Source organism: Skermanella rosea (genome assembly GCF_016806835.2).
GTDB classification, from domain to species: Bacteria; Pseudomonadota; Alphaproteobacteria; order Azospirillales; family Azospirillaceae; genus Skermanella; species Skermanella rosea.
In genome coordinates this window covers 272218-287475 of the sequence record NZ_CP086112.1, presented here as the reverse complement: position 1 = coordinate 287475, position 15258 = coordinate 272218, and the positions used below count along the sequence as shown (strand labels likewise).

Annotated in this window: 14 protein-coding genes and 4 pseudogenes; 10 read left to right on the top strand and 8 right to left on the bottom strand. The window is 66.3% G+C overall.

The features are described from left to right. Positions 1-250 precede the first annotated feature (250 nt). Positions 251-403: pseudogene (locus JL101_RS29860) on the bottom strand (IS481 family transposase); the annotation flags it as partial. A gap of 79 nt (positions 404-482) precedes the next feature. Between JL101_RS29860 and JL101_RS29855 the strand changes: the two are divergent. The 5 genes and pseudogenes from JL101_RS29855 to JL101_RS29835 form a co-directional block, all read left to right on the top strand. Next, a complete protein-coding gene (locus JL101_RS29855; protein WP_203103794.1) occupies positions 483-1196 on the top strand; it encodes an IS6 family transposase in 714 nt (237 codons plus the stop codon). Positions 1197-1452: 256 nt separating this feature from the next. Beyond that, on the top strand, positions 1453-1854 hold the full coding sequence (locus JL101_RS29850; protein WP_203103796.1) for a response regulator: 402 nt from the start codon (positions 1453-1455) through the stop codon (positions 1852-1854). A gap of 155 nt (positions 1855-2009) precedes the next feature. Continuing rightward, positions 2010-2258 (top strand): hypothetical protein, encoded by a 249-nt coding sequence (locus JL101_RS29845; RefSeq protein WP_203103798.1) that lies wholly within the window; start codon positions 2010-2012, stop codon positions 2256-2258. A 200-nt stretch (positions 2259-2458) separates the two neighbouring features. After that, a complete protein-coding gene (locus JL101_RS29840; protein WP_407697456.1) occupies positions 2459-3448 on the top strand; it encodes a transposase in 990 nt (329 codons plus the stop codon). A 122-nt stretch (positions 3449-3570) separates the two neighbouring features. Continuing rightward, positions 3571-4774: pseudogene (locus tag JL101_RS29835) on the top strand (ISNCY family transposase); the annotation flags it as partial. A gap of 13 nt (positions 4775-4787) precedes the next feature. Here JL101_RS29835 and JL101_RS29830 read toward each other — a convergent pair. Both JL101_RS29830 and JL101_RS29825 read right to left on the bottom strand, forming a co-directional pair. Beyond that, a complete protein-coding gene (locus tag JL101_RS29830) occupies positions 4788-5009 on the bottom strand; it encodes a hypothetical protein (protein WP_203104643.1) in 222 nt (73 codons plus the stop codon). A gap of 1 nt (position 5010) precedes the next feature. Then, positions 5011-5226 (bottom strand): annotated as a pseudogene (locus JL101_RS29825) (transposase domain-containing protein); the annotation flags it as partial. A gap of 185 nt (positions 5227-5411) precedes the next feature. On the opposite strand from JL101_RS29825, the gene JL101_RS29820 reads away from it, so the two are divergent. Beyond that, positions 5412-6431 carry an IS1595 family transposase gene (locus tag JL101_RS29820; RefSeq protein WP_203104615.1) on the top strand — a complete coding sequence of 340 codons (1020 nt, stop codon included), beginning with the start codon at positions 5412-5414 and terminating at the stop codon, positions 6429-6431. Here JL101_RS29820 and JL101_RS29815 read toward each other — a convergent pair. Further along, positions 6409-6840 (bottom strand): hypothetical protein, encoded by a 432-nt coding sequence (locus JL101_RS29815; RefSeq protein WP_203104613.1) that lies wholly within the window; start codon positions 6838-6840, stop codon positions 6409-6411. The genes JL101_RS29820 and JL101_RS29815 overlap by 23 nt on opposite strands. Positions 6841-7148: 308 nt before the next feature. On the opposite strand from JL101_RS29815, the gene JL101_RS29810 reads away from it, so the two are divergent. From JL101_RS29810 to JL101_RS29795, 4 genes are all read left to right on the top strand, one after another. Then, a protein-coding gene (locus tag JL101_RS29810) for an IS630 family transposase (protein ID WP_203104661.1) occupies positions 7149-8215 on the top strand; the annotation gives its coding sequence in 2 pieces (ribosomal slippage) (positions 7149-7635 and positions 7635-8215; 1068 coding nt in all). 77 nt (positions 8216-8292) lie between these two features. Further along, a complete protein-coding gene (locus tag JL101_RS29805) occupies positions 8293-9543 on the top strand; it encodes a tyrosine-type recombinase/integrase (protein WP_203104163.1) in 1251 nt (416 codons plus the stop codon). Further along, positions 9540-10502 carry a tyrosine-type recombinase/integrase gene (locus JL101_RS29800; protein ID WP_203104165.1) on the top strand — a complete coding sequence of 321 codons (963 nt, stop codon included), beginning with the start codon at positions 9540-9542 and terminating at the stop codon, positions 10500-10502. The genes JL101_RS29805 and JL101_RS29800 overlap by 4 nt, the downstream gene beginning before the upstream one ends. Next, complete coding sequence (locus JL101_RS29795) at positions 10495-11505, top strand: tyrosine-type recombinase/integrase (protein ID WP_203104167.1); 1011 nt, start codon at positions 10495-10497, stop codon at positions 11503-11505. The genes JL101_RS29800 and JL101_RS29795 overlap by 8 nt, the downstream gene beginning before the upstream one ends. Before the next feature lie 90 nt (positions 11506-11595). Here the strand turns inward: JL101_RS29795 and tnpC are convergent. From tnpC to JL101_RS29775, 4 genes and pseudogenes are all read right to left on the bottom strand, one after another. Then, positions 11596-13017 (bottom strand): annotated as a pseudogene (gene tnpC, locus JL101_RS29790) (IS66 family transposase); the annotation flags it as partial. Positions 13018-13080: 63 nt separating this feature from the next. After that, entirely contained in the window at positions 13081-13428 is a 348-nt protein-coding gene (tnpB, locus tag JL101_RS29785) for an IS66 family insertion sequence element accessory protein TnpB (protein WP_203104169.1), read from the bottom strand. Beyond that, on the bottom strand, positions 13425-13799 hold the full coding sequence (tnpA, locus tag JL101_RS29780; protein WP_228435581.1) for an IS66-like element accessory protein TnpA: 375 nt from the start codon (positions 13797-13799) through the stop codon (positions 13425-13427). Before tnpA ends, tnpB begins: the two co-directional genes overlap by 4 nt. 431 nt (positions 13800-14230) lie before the next feature. After that, positions 14231-15226: a hypothetical protein gene (locus JL101_RS29775; RefSeq protein ID WP_203104206.1), complete on the bottom strand. Its 996-nt coding sequence runs from the start codon at positions 15224-15226 to the stop codon at positions 14231-14233. Positions 15227-15258: the final 32 nt, after the last annotated feature.

Genomic DNA, 15258 nt, shown 5'->3' with positions numbered 1-15258 from the left:
GGGCGAACCCGCATAAGTGATGGACCATTGGGAGTGAGTCGGTGCCAGCTAGGCTCGGATTACCACTGTAATCAAGGAGTTCCCCGACTGCCGTGCAGCGGCTGCCCGCTCTCCGACAGGAACAGCCAGGGCAGTACGTACGCCCTTGCAGGTGGCCAGATAGCGCTAGATATGACATGTAGAAGTATGGACTGGGTCTGACAGCCTGTCCTGCCGTGGCGGGTGTCCGGCAGGTCAAACGTGTTGGAGGTCACGCGACCTGAATAATCTTCTCCTTGGCCAAGGGGACGGTGTCAAGGAAGGTCTGCATCGGTGTCCTGCCGAAGCACCATCTTCCCTGGTGGGTTCTGATCTCGTTGTACTCGCGCATCCAGGCATCCAGGTCGGCCTGCAGCTGCTCGATCGGGTTCTGTTGCGAGGTTTGCAACGGCCGGCTGATCGGGTAGAAGGGCCGGGTTGGAGACGGCAGGAGCATACCGGGGATGGCAAGGCGGGAACGTCCGTTCAAGGGCCGGCAATTCTCGTCGGAAGTGATCCTGTGGGCGGTGCGCTGGTACCTGCAGTTCCCGATCTCGTACCGCGATCTCGAGATGATGCTGCGGGACCGGGGCGTGTCCGTCGACCACACAACCCTCTACCGCTGGATCCAGGCCTATGCCGCGGAACTGGAGAAGCGGCTGCGGCCGCATCTGCGCCCGACGAATGGCTCGTGGCGGGTCGACGAGACCTATCTGAAGGTCAAGGGCCGCTGGGTCTACCTGTACCGGGCGGTCGACAGCCGCGGCCAGACCATCGACTTCCGGCTCAGCGCCCGGCGCGACGCCGCAGCCGCCAAACGGTTCTTCCGGAAGGCGCTGGCCCGGCCGAACACGGTCGACCCGCGGACCATCACGGTCGACAGGAATGCCGCCTATCCCAAGGCCCTGGCCGACCTGAAATGGGACAAGCGGCTCTGGCGCTTCGCCAGGCTGCGCCAGGTCAAGTATCTCAACAACATCGTGGAACAAGATCACCGGCGAGTAAAGCGGCTGGTCCGGCCCGGCCTGGGCTTCAAGAGGTTCCGGACCGCGTGGCGCACCCTGGTTGGTTATGAAACTCTGGCGATGATGAGAAAAGGTCAGGTGAAAGGGATCGGCGGGGATGACATCGTCGCCCAAGCCGCCTTCGTGAACGCGCTGTTCGACGTTGCCGCTTGAGGATGATCTATACCTGCGGCAGCTTTGTCTCCATCAAAACTTTGCAACAGAACCCTCCACGAGTTGCTATCCGCACAGGCAATTCGGCTTGGATCTTTCCCGACACAGGCAAAAGCCACGCAAAGTTATCAAATTGTATATGTTATTTTTCTATTAATATGAAGATCATGCCCAGCATAATCGCAATATAGTGGTAAGACATTCTTAATCAGAGCGCCCGTATCGTACTGGATGAGATATGAAGGGAAGATTTTTGATGTCCGCTGTCTTGAAGCCTCTCTTCCAGGAAGAGTACTCCATCACCCCCCGCATTCTGGTGTGTGAGGACGATCCCTTGATCGCGCTGGGATGGATGGAAATGCTCAAAGATGCGGGCTATTCGGTGGTCGGCCCGGCCTACACGGCTGAGAAGGCACTGGAGATGGCGTACCAGGATCTACCCGCCCTGGCTCTGGTTGACATTGATCTCAGCGGTGTTGTCGACGGAATATCCGTCGCCGCTGAACTGGCTCCGCTCGGTGTCCTTGTCGTCTTCATCACTGGCGATTACAAGCGAGCTTCCTTGGAAGGACGTGAGATGGCCTCGGACATCCTCATCAAACCCGTTGCGGAGAGCACTGTTCTGGATTCTGTGACCGCCATTTTACAAAGCAGGTAGATCCGGTGCAGGGGACCTGAGGCCCAACAGTCATTTCCGACAAACCTTGGGAGAATACCCCTACTCTGAAAGTCTTAGATAATTACAACTAAAAGGGTATGATCTGCCGCCCTTCTCTGGGGATACGCTGGCCATACCGAGGCTATGAAAAAGGCTTGATCATGACAGGCCCGGTGGACCAGCTGGCCCTGGATGTCATCCGCGCCTTGGATCAGAAGATGGAGAAGATAGGCACCAAGAATAACTCCTACCCCTTCAGCTATGATCTAAGCAGGGAAACCATCAAGGCTGTGGCTGCTCAGGTGGTGGCGCACTATCAGCCCAGAGGCTTCATCTGTCGGCTGGATCTAAACCCTAACAGTGTGGGTGTAAAAGCGCGCCTGAGGATAACTAAGGCAACGTAATAACCTGCCATGCAGATGCCATTTCATTACAAGAAAGCAGAGGCTACCTAAGATGCACAGTCAAATTGACAATTATTTCTAAAAATCATCTTATGTGTAAACTGAAAACTCTCGCCATCCATCAGTTTCTGACAGAAGAGTGTTGACCGCCGGAATCGCCATGTGATTCAAGGGATCCGCCCCCTCTTGAGCGGATTCGGATCGTGGACGGCATCAAGGTACTGACGGAAGGGATCTCCCTCGAATTCCAGCGGCTTCTGCCCGGACAGCGCAAGACCCAGCGCAACAATCTGGCGCTGCTGGTGGCGACGATGCTCGACGTGCGTAGCGCCAACCTGATGGACCTGGCCGCCGGGCTGCCGCGTGACGCCGAGCGCATCGACATGCGCTACCAGTGGATCGAGCGGGTCCTGAAGAACCCGTCGATCGACCCGGACGCGGTGATGGCGCCCTTCGCCCGCGAGGTCCTGGGCGCGCTGGCCGCGGTGGGCGAACCGCTGGTGCTGATCCTGGACCAGTCCAAGCTCAACGACCGCCACCAGGTGCTGATGCTGGCGGTCCGCCAGGGCGAGCGAGCGCTGCCACTGCTGTGGCGGGTGGAGGCGACCGAGGGCGCCATCGGGTTCACGATCCAGAAAGCGCTGCTGGATGCGGCCGTGGCGCTGGTGCCGGAAGACGCCGCCGTCTGCCTCATGGCCGACCGCTTCTATGGCACCGCCGACGTGATCGGCTGGTGCCAGGATCGGGGCTGGGACTATCGCCTGCGGCTGAAGGGCAACCTGGTCGTCCGGGACGCCGAAGGCCGGAGGCTGACCGGCCAACTGGCGAAGGACCGCGCCTTCGCACTGGAAGGTGTGCGGCTGACGGCGCGCCAGGCGACCACCAACATCGGCGTCATCCATGATCCCGGCCACGCCGAGCCCTGGATCATCGCCATGTCCGCCGTCCCGGGGTACTTGAAGACGCTGGACTATTCCGCCCGCTGGGCCATCGAGCCGATGTTCTCGGACTTCAAGTCGCGCGGCTTCGGCGTCGAGGACACCCAGATCCAGCATCCCGACCGTCTCGCCCGGCTGCTCCTGGTCATGGCCTTGGCGATCTACACGGCCGTCTCCACCGGGCGGTGGGACGCCCAAACGAACCAGACGCCCGCCGAAAAAACCAGAACGGCAAAGCCGACTTTCTGTTGAGAGCGCAGTGAGGTTGTGAACGGGGAGGCGGGAGAATGGGCCGGCAGTCGATGCGGCCGCTGCCGACGCGGTGGCGGATCCTGGAGACGGTGACACGACAGTGCCCGGACTGCGGGGGTCGGCTGCACTGCCAATACATCAGCCGACGCACCGTGGTGACCCTGGACGGGCTGCTCGGCCTGCAGCTCAGGGTCCGGCGCTGCGTCAATCCGGACTGCGGGCGTTCCGACCGGAGGCCGAAGGCGCGCTGGCGCTGCCCCAGCAGGAGTTTGGCCTGGACGTCATCGCCCTGGTCGGCCGGCAGCGCTACGGCGCCCGGGCCAGCGTGCCGGAGATCCACGCCGAACTGGTCCGGCGCGGCGTGGCGATCTCCCAGCGCAGCGTCACCAATCTGCTCGACCGCTACGACGAACTGGTCGCCACCGCGGCCGGCGATCCCGACCGGCTGCGGGCCCGGTTCAAGGACCAGGGCCGGGTCATCCTGGCGATCGACGGCCTGCAGCCGCAGATGGGCCACGAGGTGCTGTGGGTGATCCGCGACTGCCTGTCCGGCACCGTCGTGCTGGCCAGGGCCCTGCTGTCGGTAACATCCGCCGACCTGGAGCCGCTGCTGCGCCGGGCCGCCGAACTCGCCGGCGTGCCGGTGGCCGGGGTGGTCAGCGACGGACAGCGCTCGATCCGCACCGCGGTCGCCCGGGCCTTGCCCGGCGTGCCGCACCAGCTGTGCCACTTCCACTACCTGCGCGAGGCGGCGCGTCCGATCTTCGAGGCCGACCGGCACGCCAAGAAAGAGCTGAAGAAACGCGTCCGCGGCATCCGGCCGATCGAACGCGCGGCCGAGGCCGGTCAGGACGCCGGAGGCGATCTGATCCGCGGCTACTGCGCCGCGGTGCGCAGCGCCCTGGGCGCTGACGGCCGGGTGCCGCTGGAGGCTGCCGGACTGACGCTGAAGGCGCGGCTGGAGGCGGTGTCGGACAGTCTGCAGCGGGTCGCGGCAAAGGGGGGGACGACCGGCAGGTCCAGGCGCTGAGCCGGCTGGTCGGCCGTGCCCTGGGCGACACCGAGCATCTGTGGCCGGACATCGCCCGGGCGTTCGGCTGGGTACACCGGGCGGCGCACATCATCAGGAACACCGAGGCGCTGCCGGCGTCGGCGGTGGCCCGGCGACTGGACGGCCTGTGCGGCGCGATGTCCCGGCACCGCGCCCGGGCCGGCGGGCTGTGCGAGGCGGTCGGCCATTTCCTCAAGGTGACCCGCAGCTATCGCCCCGGCCTGTTCCACTGCCATACCGTCGCTGATCTGCCGGGCACCAACAATGCGCTGGAAGGTAACCGGCCGCTCAAGACCCAGGGGCGGGTTTTTTGTAGAGGGGGATGAGGTCGCGCAGGTTTTCGATGCCGAAGGCAGTGAACGCCAGGACTTCCTCGCCTCGGACGCCGTAGATCCAGAGGACACCGTCCTCGGGTTCCATGTCGAGATTGACCTCGTGCAGCAGATCCTCGTCCTCACCGAGCATCTCGGCGACGCGGGCGATGGTGAAGACGGAGCTGATCGCGGCCATGTCAGGCGGCTTGTGCCCGGAGAGCCTCGGTGGCGGCCCAGTTCCAGGGCAGGAGTTCGTGCAGGCGGCTGACCAGATGGTCGCCGATGCGGTCGAGCACCGCCGCGAGATAGGCCTCGGGGTCGAGGCCCGAGAGCTTGGCCGTCTCGATGATCGTCATCGCGTCCGCGATCACGGCGCCGCCGGCGTCCGAGCCGGCGAAGAGATAGTTCTTTCTGCTATGCGAATCTACGGTCTTATGTAGCAGACGCCACCAAGTGGGGATCGACTGCAGGATAACTTGCGAGGGGTTCAGCGCGATGGATATGGGGAGGCGGCAAATAAGAACATAACACGAACAAACAGCATCGCTGACTGCCCCGTTTCGGTACGCTCGGGCGGTTATCGGACCGGAGTTCGCCCATGTCGCAGCACTTTCTCCTCACCGCCGCCGCCCGGACGATCAGCCTGAAGCAGGTGCTTCGGATGGACGAGGATGAGGCCTGGACAATGTTCCGTACGATCCGCTGGCCCGAGAGCGACGGAGCGCCGGTGTGCCCGCACTGCGACTGTCCGACCTGCTGGGCCTGTCCACGGCCCAGCGGAGCGCCGCGGTTCCGCTGCAAGGCATGCCGCCGGGATTTCAGCCCGACCTCGGGAACCTTGTTCGCGTTCCACAAGCTGGAAATCCGCGACTACCTGGCTGCGGTCGTGATCTTCTGCGACGAAGTCAAGGGCAAGGCCGCGCTGGCGCTCTCCCGCGACCTCGGCGTCCAGTACAAGACCGCCTTCGTGCTGGCCCACAAGATCCGGGAAGCGATGGCGGCGGAGTTCCGGAACCGGCAGCTCGGCGGCGCCGGGCGGCATGTCGAGATCGACGGCTGTTACGTCGGCGGATACGTCCGGCCCGAGAACCGGAAGGAGGACCGCAAGGATCGGCGCCTGGCGGAGAACCGGAGCGGCAGGCGCCAGGTCGTCGTGGTGATCCGGGAACGCGCGCTGTCCGGCACCAGTCTGGGCGGCACGGTCCCGGCGGTGTTCGACAGCGAGGATGCGGCCCTCGGCTTCATCAAGGCCCGGGTCGATCGTGCCACGACGGTGCATGCGGACGAGTCCCCGGCCTGGAACGCGCTGCATGCCCGGTTCGACACCCGGCGGATCAACCACTCGGTCGAGTATGCCAACGCCGAGGCCTGCACCAACCAGGCGGAAGCCTGCTTTGCCCGGCTCCGCCGGGGCGAAATGGGCCATCATCACCGCATCTCCGGGGTCTATCTGATCCGCTATGCCCAGGAAGCCTCCTGGAAGGAGGATCACCGGCGGGACAGCAACGGCCTGCAGGTCCGCCTGGTGATCGTCCTGGTCACCCGCACCCGCCCGTCGGTGGACTTCTGCGGCTATTGGCAGCGCAGCCGCCTGATCAGGCGCGCACCTGCCAGCTGACCAGGGAGCCGTCCTGGAGCCGCTCGACCAGGTCGGTCGCCTGGCGGTTCAGGGCGTTGTTGACCAGCTTGCGCAGCAGTTCCGCCGTCCGCCGGTCGTCCGGATCCAGGCCACGGCGCTCCATCACCTGGACCGTGATTTCCCGGATGGCCAGCGGCGCCGGCGCCATGCGCAGGATGTCCAGCACCATCCGGGCCAGTTCGCCCGGCCTGAACCAGCCATTGTGCCGTCGTACCGCCTTCGCCGCGATCGCCGCCGGCTCGAACTCGGGCGCGAACAGCCGCAGGACAGCGTCAACATGCAGCAGATCAGCCCGGTGTTGGCCGATCCGCTTCTCCAGATCGGCGATGACGCCGGACAACTCGGCCCGTTTGTCCTTCAGGGCGGCGACAACATGCGCCTCGGCCATGTCCCTTATCTCCTTGATCAGAAAAGGATATGGTCCTCGGGCGAAGCCTTCCGGGCAAGTCGGTACTGGTGGTGTCTGCTACATAAGACCGCGAATCTATCCATAGCAGGAACTATGTGCAGCCGTCGATTATCGCCATCCTTGGCCTGACCTCTGCGCTGGCGGCGAGGGACTGCAAGACTTTCGACGGTATTCGGACTGATACCAAGGGCCGAAGAGCGTGACTCGTGAGTTACGGTTCCGGGATTCCCAAATTTGAGGAAGTATGATTCGATCCATCGTTGGAAATTGGCGATGGATTGTTGAGGATGGTTGCGGTTGCGCTGACACGGCTTGAGCTTGGAGCGGCGGAGCTTCGGTTGCGGGCGACACGGACATCGGACGCCGATGCAGTTCGGCGGCTTCTGGCGATTGCGCTGTTGCTGGAGGGCTCGTCCCGCGAGGCCGCGGCACGCGCGACCGGGATGGACCGGCAGACGCTGCGGGACTGGGTGCATCGCTATAATGCGCAGGGACCGTCGGGCTTGTCGGACCGTAAGGCGCCGGGACGCACTCCCCTGCTGACACCGGAGCAGGAAGAGGTGGTCGCCGATTGGGTACGCACAGGGCCGACCCCCGAGGTGGACGGTGTCGTGCGGTGGCGCCGCTGCGATCTGGCCGCGCGCATCGAGCGGGAATTCGGCGTGAGGATTGCCGTGAAGACCGTCGGCACGCTCCTCGGCCGCCTCGGCTTCGTGCGCCTGTCGGCCCGGCCGCAGCACCCGAACCAGGACAGCCATGCCCTTGAGGCGCATAAAAAAACTTTGCCGACTTGGTCGCCGGTGCGATCCCGGAGCACGCCCGCGACAAACCGGTCGAACTGTGGTGGCAGGACGAAGCCCGTGTCGGCCAGCAGGGAACCCTGACATACGTCTGGGCCGCCAAGGGCAGCCGGCCACGCCGGCCCAGGGACCTCCGCTACGAGTGGGCCTACATCTTCGGCGCCGTCTGCCCGGCCCGCGATGTCGGCGTCGCACTCGTCCTGCCTACCGTGAACATCGACATGATGAACAGGCACCTCGTCGAGATCAGCGCCTCTGTCCTGCCCGGCCACCACGCCGTACTCACTCTGGACGGCGCGGGATGGCATCAGGACGGCGGGAAGCTGAAGCTTCCGGACAACATCTCCCTACTCCACCTGCCGCCCTATGCTCCCGAGTTGAACCCAGTCGAGAACATCTGGCAGTTCCTGCGACAGAACTACCTCAGCAACAGGGTCTTCCCAAAATACCAGGACATCCTCGATGCCTGCTGCAACGCCTGGAATGTTCTCGCCTCAACCCAGGGGAAAATCCAGAGCATCGCTACCCGCGACTGGGCACAGGTCAATCTTTAGAGCTCTTGGTATGAGTCGCACTGTGCATAATCCTGGTGCTCTCCTGTGAGGCGGTTCCCCCTTTGCAGGAGATGGTCATGGATGAAGTCAATATCGTGCCGCCGCAGACGCGCAGCTGGCTCATGGACAGCGTTCTCGGGCCGTACGCTCCTGGGTACTGCTCGTATCTCCTGGGCAGGCGCTACGCGGTCAGTACCGCGCGCATCTATGTCTACTGCGTTGCCCACTTCGCCCACTGGGCAACCGCCGAGCAGCTCGGCCTGGACCGCATCGACGAGATGACCGCACGGCGCTTCCTCGCCGACCATCTGCCCAAGTGCGACTGCCCGGCGCCGGTTCGCCGCATGCCGCACGAGATCAGGGCCGCCCTCTCCCACTTGTTCGTGGTCCTGCGCGCCAGTGGCGCGATTGCGGCTGGGGCCGGGAAGGCGGATCCCCTCCGAACCGAACTGGCCGCCTTCGACCGGTACATGGACCAGGTCGGCGGGCTGGCGGCCACCACGCGCGAGGGGCGCGTGAACATCCTTCGCCGTTTCCTGGTTGGCCGGTTCGGCTCCGGACCCATCGTCGCGTCGGACATCGCGCCGGATGAACTCCGGCGGTTCGTCCTGGGACGGGACGAACCGCGCAGCGCCGGGACCGTCGCCGTGATCGGGGGCGCCCTGCGCTGCTACCTGCGCTTCCGCGCCCTCTCGGGCGACCGGGTCGAGGCGCTACTCGGCGCCATTCCCAGCGCGGCCCACTGGCGTCTGGCCGCGCTGCCCGAAACGCTCTCCGAGGCCGAGGTCGAGCAGATGCTTCACTCCTTCGACCCGCCGTTCCCGTCGTCCAGGCGGGCCTATGCCATGGTGCGCTGCCTGGTCGACCTCGGCCTGCGCGCCGCCGAGGTCGTCGCGCTGCGCCTCGAGGACATCGACTGGCACGCGGGCACGCTGCGCCTGGCCGCCAGCAAGTCGCGGCGCGTCGACATCCTTCCCCTGCCGGCGGAGACCGGCCGGGCGATCGCCGACTATCTCCAGGCCGAGCGACCGCAGACCGCGAACCGGGCCGTGTTCGTCCGCCACGTCGCCCCCTACGACGAGCCGATCGGTCCGGGGGTCGTGCGGAGGGCGGCGCGGGACGCCTATCGGCGCTGCGGCTGGACACGGTCCCGGGTCCACATCCTCCGCCACAGCATGGCGAGCCGGCTGCTGCGGGCCGGCACGCCGCTGAAGGAGGTCGCCGATGTCCTCCGGCACCGCAGCCTCGACACCTCGGCGATCTACGCGAAGGTCGACGTGGACCGGTTGGCGGCGGTGGCGTCGCCCTGGCCCGGGAGGACGCCATGACGCCGGCCCCCTCGATGCAGTCCCTGGTCCAGGACTACCTGGACGAGCGCCGACGCCTCGGGTTCGCGCTCGAGATCTCCGGGACCCAGCTGATGGCGTTCGCCCGCTTCGCCGACCAGTCCGGCCACACCGGCCCGCTGACGTCCGGGATCATCCTGACCTGGGCGCGGGGGCAGGCCACGCGGGCCACCCCGATCACCTGGGCGCGCCGGCTGGAGACCGTCCGGCCGTTCGCCCGGCACCTCGCCCGGACCGACCCCGGCACGGAGGTCCCGGCCACCGGCGTGTTCGGCCGGGCGCACCGCCGGCTCACGCCGCACATCTACACCGAGGTTGAGATCGCGGACCTCGTGGCGGCGGCCGGGCGGCTTCCCCCGCCGGGCACGCTGCGGCCGGCCACCTACGAGACGCTGTTCGGCCTGATCGCGGCGACGGGGCTGCGCCTCTCGGAAGCCCTGCACCTACGCTGCGGCGACGTCGATCTCACCCTGAACCGGCTGACGGTGCGGCGGACCAAGTTCTGCAAGTCCCGGCTCCTGCCCCTGCATCCTACGGTCACGCAGGCGCTCGGCCGGTACGCCGCAGTGCGGCAACGCTACGTCGCGCCCGACCCCGACGCCTTCTTCTTCGTGTCGCCGTCGGGCGCCGGCCTGCCGGATCGGACCGTCCATTACGTCTTCGCAGGGCTTCGCGCCGCCCTGGGATGGACCGCCCGGGGCAGCCATACGGCGCCCCGGATCCACGACCTGCGCCACACCTTCATCTGCCGGCGGGTCCTGCTGTGGCACGTGCAGGGGGCCGACATCGACAACGCCATGCTGGCGCTGACGACCTACGTCGGCCACGCCAAGGCCTCCGACACCTATTGGTACCTCAGCGGCGTGCCCGAGCTGATGGCCGCGGCCGGGCAGCGGTTCGAGCGGTTCGCCTCGGGCTTCGGGGAGGACGGCCATGGCTGAGACCGCCGCACCGCCGTCGTTCGCGACCCTGCTCCAGCGCTTCTTCGCCGAACACCTGATGCAGCACCGGGACGTCAGTCCCCGGACCATCGCCGCCTACCGGGACACGTTCCGGCTGCTGCTCCGGTTCGCCGAGCGGCAGGTCGGCAAGGCGCCGACCTCCATCAGCCTCACCGACCTGGACGTCGGGCTGGTCCTGGCCTTCCTGGACCACCTGGAGACGGAGCGCAACAACGGCGCGCGCAGCCGCAACGCGCGCCTGGTCGCCATCCGGTCCTTCCTCAAGTACGCGGCGCACCACGACCTCTCGGCGCTGCCCGTCATCGAGAGGACGCTGTCCGTCCCTCTGAAGCGGTTCGACCGGCCCCTGCTCGGGTTCCTCTCCCGTGACGAGATCCAGGCCATCCTGGAGGCTCCCGATCCCGACACCTGGACCGGCCAACGTGACCGTGGGCTCCTCACCGTGCTCTACAACACCGGGGCGCGGGTCTCGGAAGTGATCGGCCTGCGCGTCCGGGACGCCGTGCTCGACGGGTCGCCCTGCGTTCACCTCCGGGGCAAGGGCCGCAAGCAGCGCAGCGTGCCCCTGTGGCGCTCGACCGCGGTGCTGGTGCGGTCCTGGAGGAAACGGCTCGCCCCCGTGGCGGACGAAAGCCTGCTGTTCCCGAACCGGGCCGGAACGGCGATGACGCGCTCGAACGTCACCCAACGTCTTGCCCTGTGCGTCAAGGCCGCGGCGGTGAGCCATCCCCAATTGCTCGGCCGATCGATCTCACCGCATACGATCCGGCACACCACGGCCATGCACCTGCTGCAGTCCGGGGTCGACATCACGGTCATCGCGCTGTGGCTTGGGCACGAGAGCCCCGCGACCACGCACATGTACATCGAGGCCGACCTCTCGATGAAGGAGCACGCTCTCAGCCATCTGCAGCCCCCGGAGGGCGGAGCGCCGCGGTACCGGCCGCCGGATCCGCTGATGCAGTTCCTGCAGAGCCTCTGAATTATGGGCAGTTCGCCTGGGACCGGGAACGCCGTGGTGTCTCCGGCTCAGGCCCCGGAACTCCGGCGAACTGCACATAATCGACGGCTGCACATAGTTCCTGCCCACCGAGATCGGCCGGATCGCCCGCTCGGCCGGGTTGTTGTCCATGGCGACGCGCCCGTCCTCGAGGAACAGGGAGAAGGCCTCGACGCGCTTGAGGAAGTAGCGCATCGCTGTCGGCAGGTCGCCCTTGCCGGGAATGCGCCGGAGCCGGTCCTCGCACCAGGCCTGGAAGGCTGTGACGAGACCCCGGCTTCGCTCCTGCCGAATGCGGCGGCGCTCCTCAGCCGACTGTCCGGTGATCTCGCGCTCGATGTCGTACAGGACGCCGATCCGCTCCAGCGCCTCGAAGGCGATCGGGGAGCCGGTGGACTTCCAGACGTCGTGGAAGGCGCGGCGCAGATGAGCCCAGCATGCCGCCTCGCGGATGCGCCGATGGCCCTCGGCGCCCGGCTCGTAGAGCTTCCTGAAGCCGCCGTAGGCATCGGCTTGCAACACGCCCTCGAAGCCCGCGAGATGGGCCTGCGGGTGCTCGCCCTTGCGGTCGGGCGAGAAGAAGTAGGTCACGGCGGGCGGATCGCTCCCGCCCCAGGGCCGGTCGTCGCGGAGATAGACCCAGATCCGCCCTTCCTTGACCCCGCGGGGTTTGCCCTCGACGGCGCGGCGTCCCGGATCAAGGACGCGGATCGGCGTATCATCGGCATGCAGCCGGTCCGACCGCATGACCTCGGCGCGGATCAGGTCGGTCAGGGGCCGCAGGGTCGCGACCGCCTGGCCGCACCAGTCGATCAGGGTGGACCGGGGAATGTCGGCCCCCATCCGGGCGAAGATCTCGCCCTGGCGGTACAGGGGAAGGTGATCGTCGAACTTCGAGACCAGGACATGGGCCAGCAGGGCGGGACCCGCCATTCCCCGCCGGATCGGCCGGGGCGGTGCCGGCTCCTGGACGATCCTCTCGCACACCCGGCAGGACTTCTTCGGCCTCCTGGTCTCGATCACCTTGAGCTTGGCCGCGACGAACTCGAGAACCTCGGACAAGTCCTCGCCGAGCAGACGAAGCGGGCCTCCGCAGTCGGGGCAGTGGTCGCCGGGATCGAGCACGATCCGCTCGCGCGGCGCGTCGTCGCGAAGGCGCGGTTTACCCCGTCGGCGGGGTTCGCCTCTCGGTAATGCCGGCTCCTCCCCGGCGTCATCGGCATCGGAATGTTCGCCCGAAGCATCGTTGGCGGCAATCGCCACCTCGACGTCCTCGAGCGTCAGCTGGAGTTGCTCGAGCTCACGGTCGATCCGCTCCGAACTCGGTCCGAACCGCTGCCGCCGCAGCCTGGCGATCTGGATCCGAAGCGCCTGGACCAGGGCCTCGAAGGCCAGCGCCGACGCCCTGGCGCGGGCCATCTCCTCACGCTGGGCGAGGATGATCGCCTTCAGGGCGGCTGGGTCGTCGGGCAGAACATCGGGCTGCGGCTGCATGGATCAAGTTTAGCAGAACTTCATGGCGGGTAACAGTAATCCCTCAGTCATGACCAGAGAATGTCACCCGACCCGCGTCGGCCGGGAAGTCCAGGCGGGACGTCTCCAATCAATTCCCTCCCACAGCATTGCGAGTTGTGCCGCCGTCAGCCGTACCGATCCGTCCGAAGGTGCTGGCCAGGGGAAGCGGCCCTGCTCGAGAACCTTGTAATACAAGCAAAACCCCTGGCCGTCCCAGTGGAGCAGCTTGATCCTGTCGCCCCGACGCCCCCGGAAGGCGAAGACGGCACCCGAGCCGGGGGCCTGCCGGAGATGCTCCTGCGCGACCGCCGCCAGCCCGGCGATCCCCTTGCGCAGGTCCGTGACCCCGCAGGCGAGATAAACCCGAACGCCGGTGCCCGGGCCGATCATGCCGCCTCCGCGACCCGGATCAGCCGCATCAGAACGCGATCCGGAATGTCGGCGGCAAAGCGGAGGGTGCGGCCACTGCGCAGCCCGATCTCGACAGGGTGGCCTGGCACATCCCCGCCGCATCCAGCGCCCGGGCTCGGCTCGTCCTCCGTCACTTCGACCGGGAGGAATAAGGCCTTACCCGTTGGATGGACAGCCTTGTGCTTCAACTCGCAGCGCCACTGATAGATGTTCTGCCGGGAGATGTCATGCCGGCGGGCCACCTCCGAGACGCTGGACCCGGGAGCGGCAGCCTCGGCAACAATCCGCATCTTCTCGTCCAATGACCAGCGACGCCGGCGCTCTCCCCTGCTCAGCACCTCCACCCGCATATCTCACCTCGCTGTTGACGTCCATAACGACGTCGTTAACGACGTAAGCTATCTCGATAGCAAAGTCCTTGTAAGGCGGCCTGGACCGGCCGGTTACGCTGGAAGGGCTGTTCGGCTCCTACCGCTACTGTCAGCGGCGCACGACCGGTCGGCGCGCCGCCTCCTCGGCCACCGTGGTCAGCGGTCCCGCCCGTCTGGTCGCCTGGGTGGTCTCCCGCCTCGCGCCACTCGAGGCCGCCGATCTGGCCGGGGTTGATCGAACCCGCTGGCTCGCCCTGCGGGCCGACATCAGGGCTCGCCGTCTGCAGCGGACCAGAGGCAGCCGCTTCAGGCGCGATCCCCAGGCCTACCTGCGCAGTCTCGAGGCCCAGTATGCCGCCAAAAAGTGAGCTTTGCCGTTCTGGAAACTTATTGCTTCAGGCTTAGTTAAACTACAGGCGTGTTCTACCTAACCTCATGCGCGGTGGCTCCCTGCTCATTACGGCGTATCTGGCGGCATCGCCGCAGTGGTCTTCCTGATCGGTGTCAATGTCGTCCGGCTTGGATTCATCCCGCTGGAGGGTCGGCACGGTGCGCAGGAAGTTGATGCAGTTCTCGAAGGCCCACAGCCCCGGCTTCTCCGGGATGTCCTCGGCCGCGTTCTCCAGCACGTCGCGCATGCGCTGCCAGCCGGTGATGCGGTCGTTGTTGGCAGGCTTGAAGTCGAGCGTCTGCCCGATCTCGCGCGCGCCCTTGGTCATGTCGGAATGGATGCTCTCCCGCCCCGGCTCGGCGAAGATGGACGGGTCGGCTACACAGCCCGCCCAGGTCCGACCCGCAGACCGTCCAGCAATCCCCTTGCCGAGTGCCTGATTGGTCAACCGAAGGCCAACGTTGGGTTTGACGGTGCCGTTGGCGTTCTTCGCCACGGTGTACCATTCCCCGAACAGGATCAGGGAGCCGCGGGGAAAGACGAACCCACCCATCTCCGGGATGGGCGTGCCGTCCGAAATGGCCCAGAACTGAAGGGCGCTGGGAGCGGCAGAACCCCAGTCGAACGATCGGTGGAAGGTGAAGCCGGGCGGGAAACGGAATGGCTTCAGGATATGCCGATCCGGTCGCCACAGGTCATCGAAGGCGCCGCCGAAGGTGACGTTCCAATCCCCGTACCGCCACGCCTTCACGAGCTGGCTGTTCCCCGTAGCCATTAGCCGGCGTTCATAGCCGGGGTCGTTCCGCATCATCGCCAAATTGTCCTCGAGGCGACTGGGGATGTAGACCCGCGTCTCGCCGCTCTCGGGATCACGGATCGGGGAGAAGCCCCCCGGTGCCGGGTCGATCCACCGCTCCTTCACCGCGTTGTGCCCCGGCCCTCCAGGGTTCCCGGTCGCCAGCATCACGCAGCGGACGCCATCGGACGAGTGGAGGCAGCCGCGGAGCTTGTTCATCGCCTCGGATATGGGTACCGCCGTCAGAACCG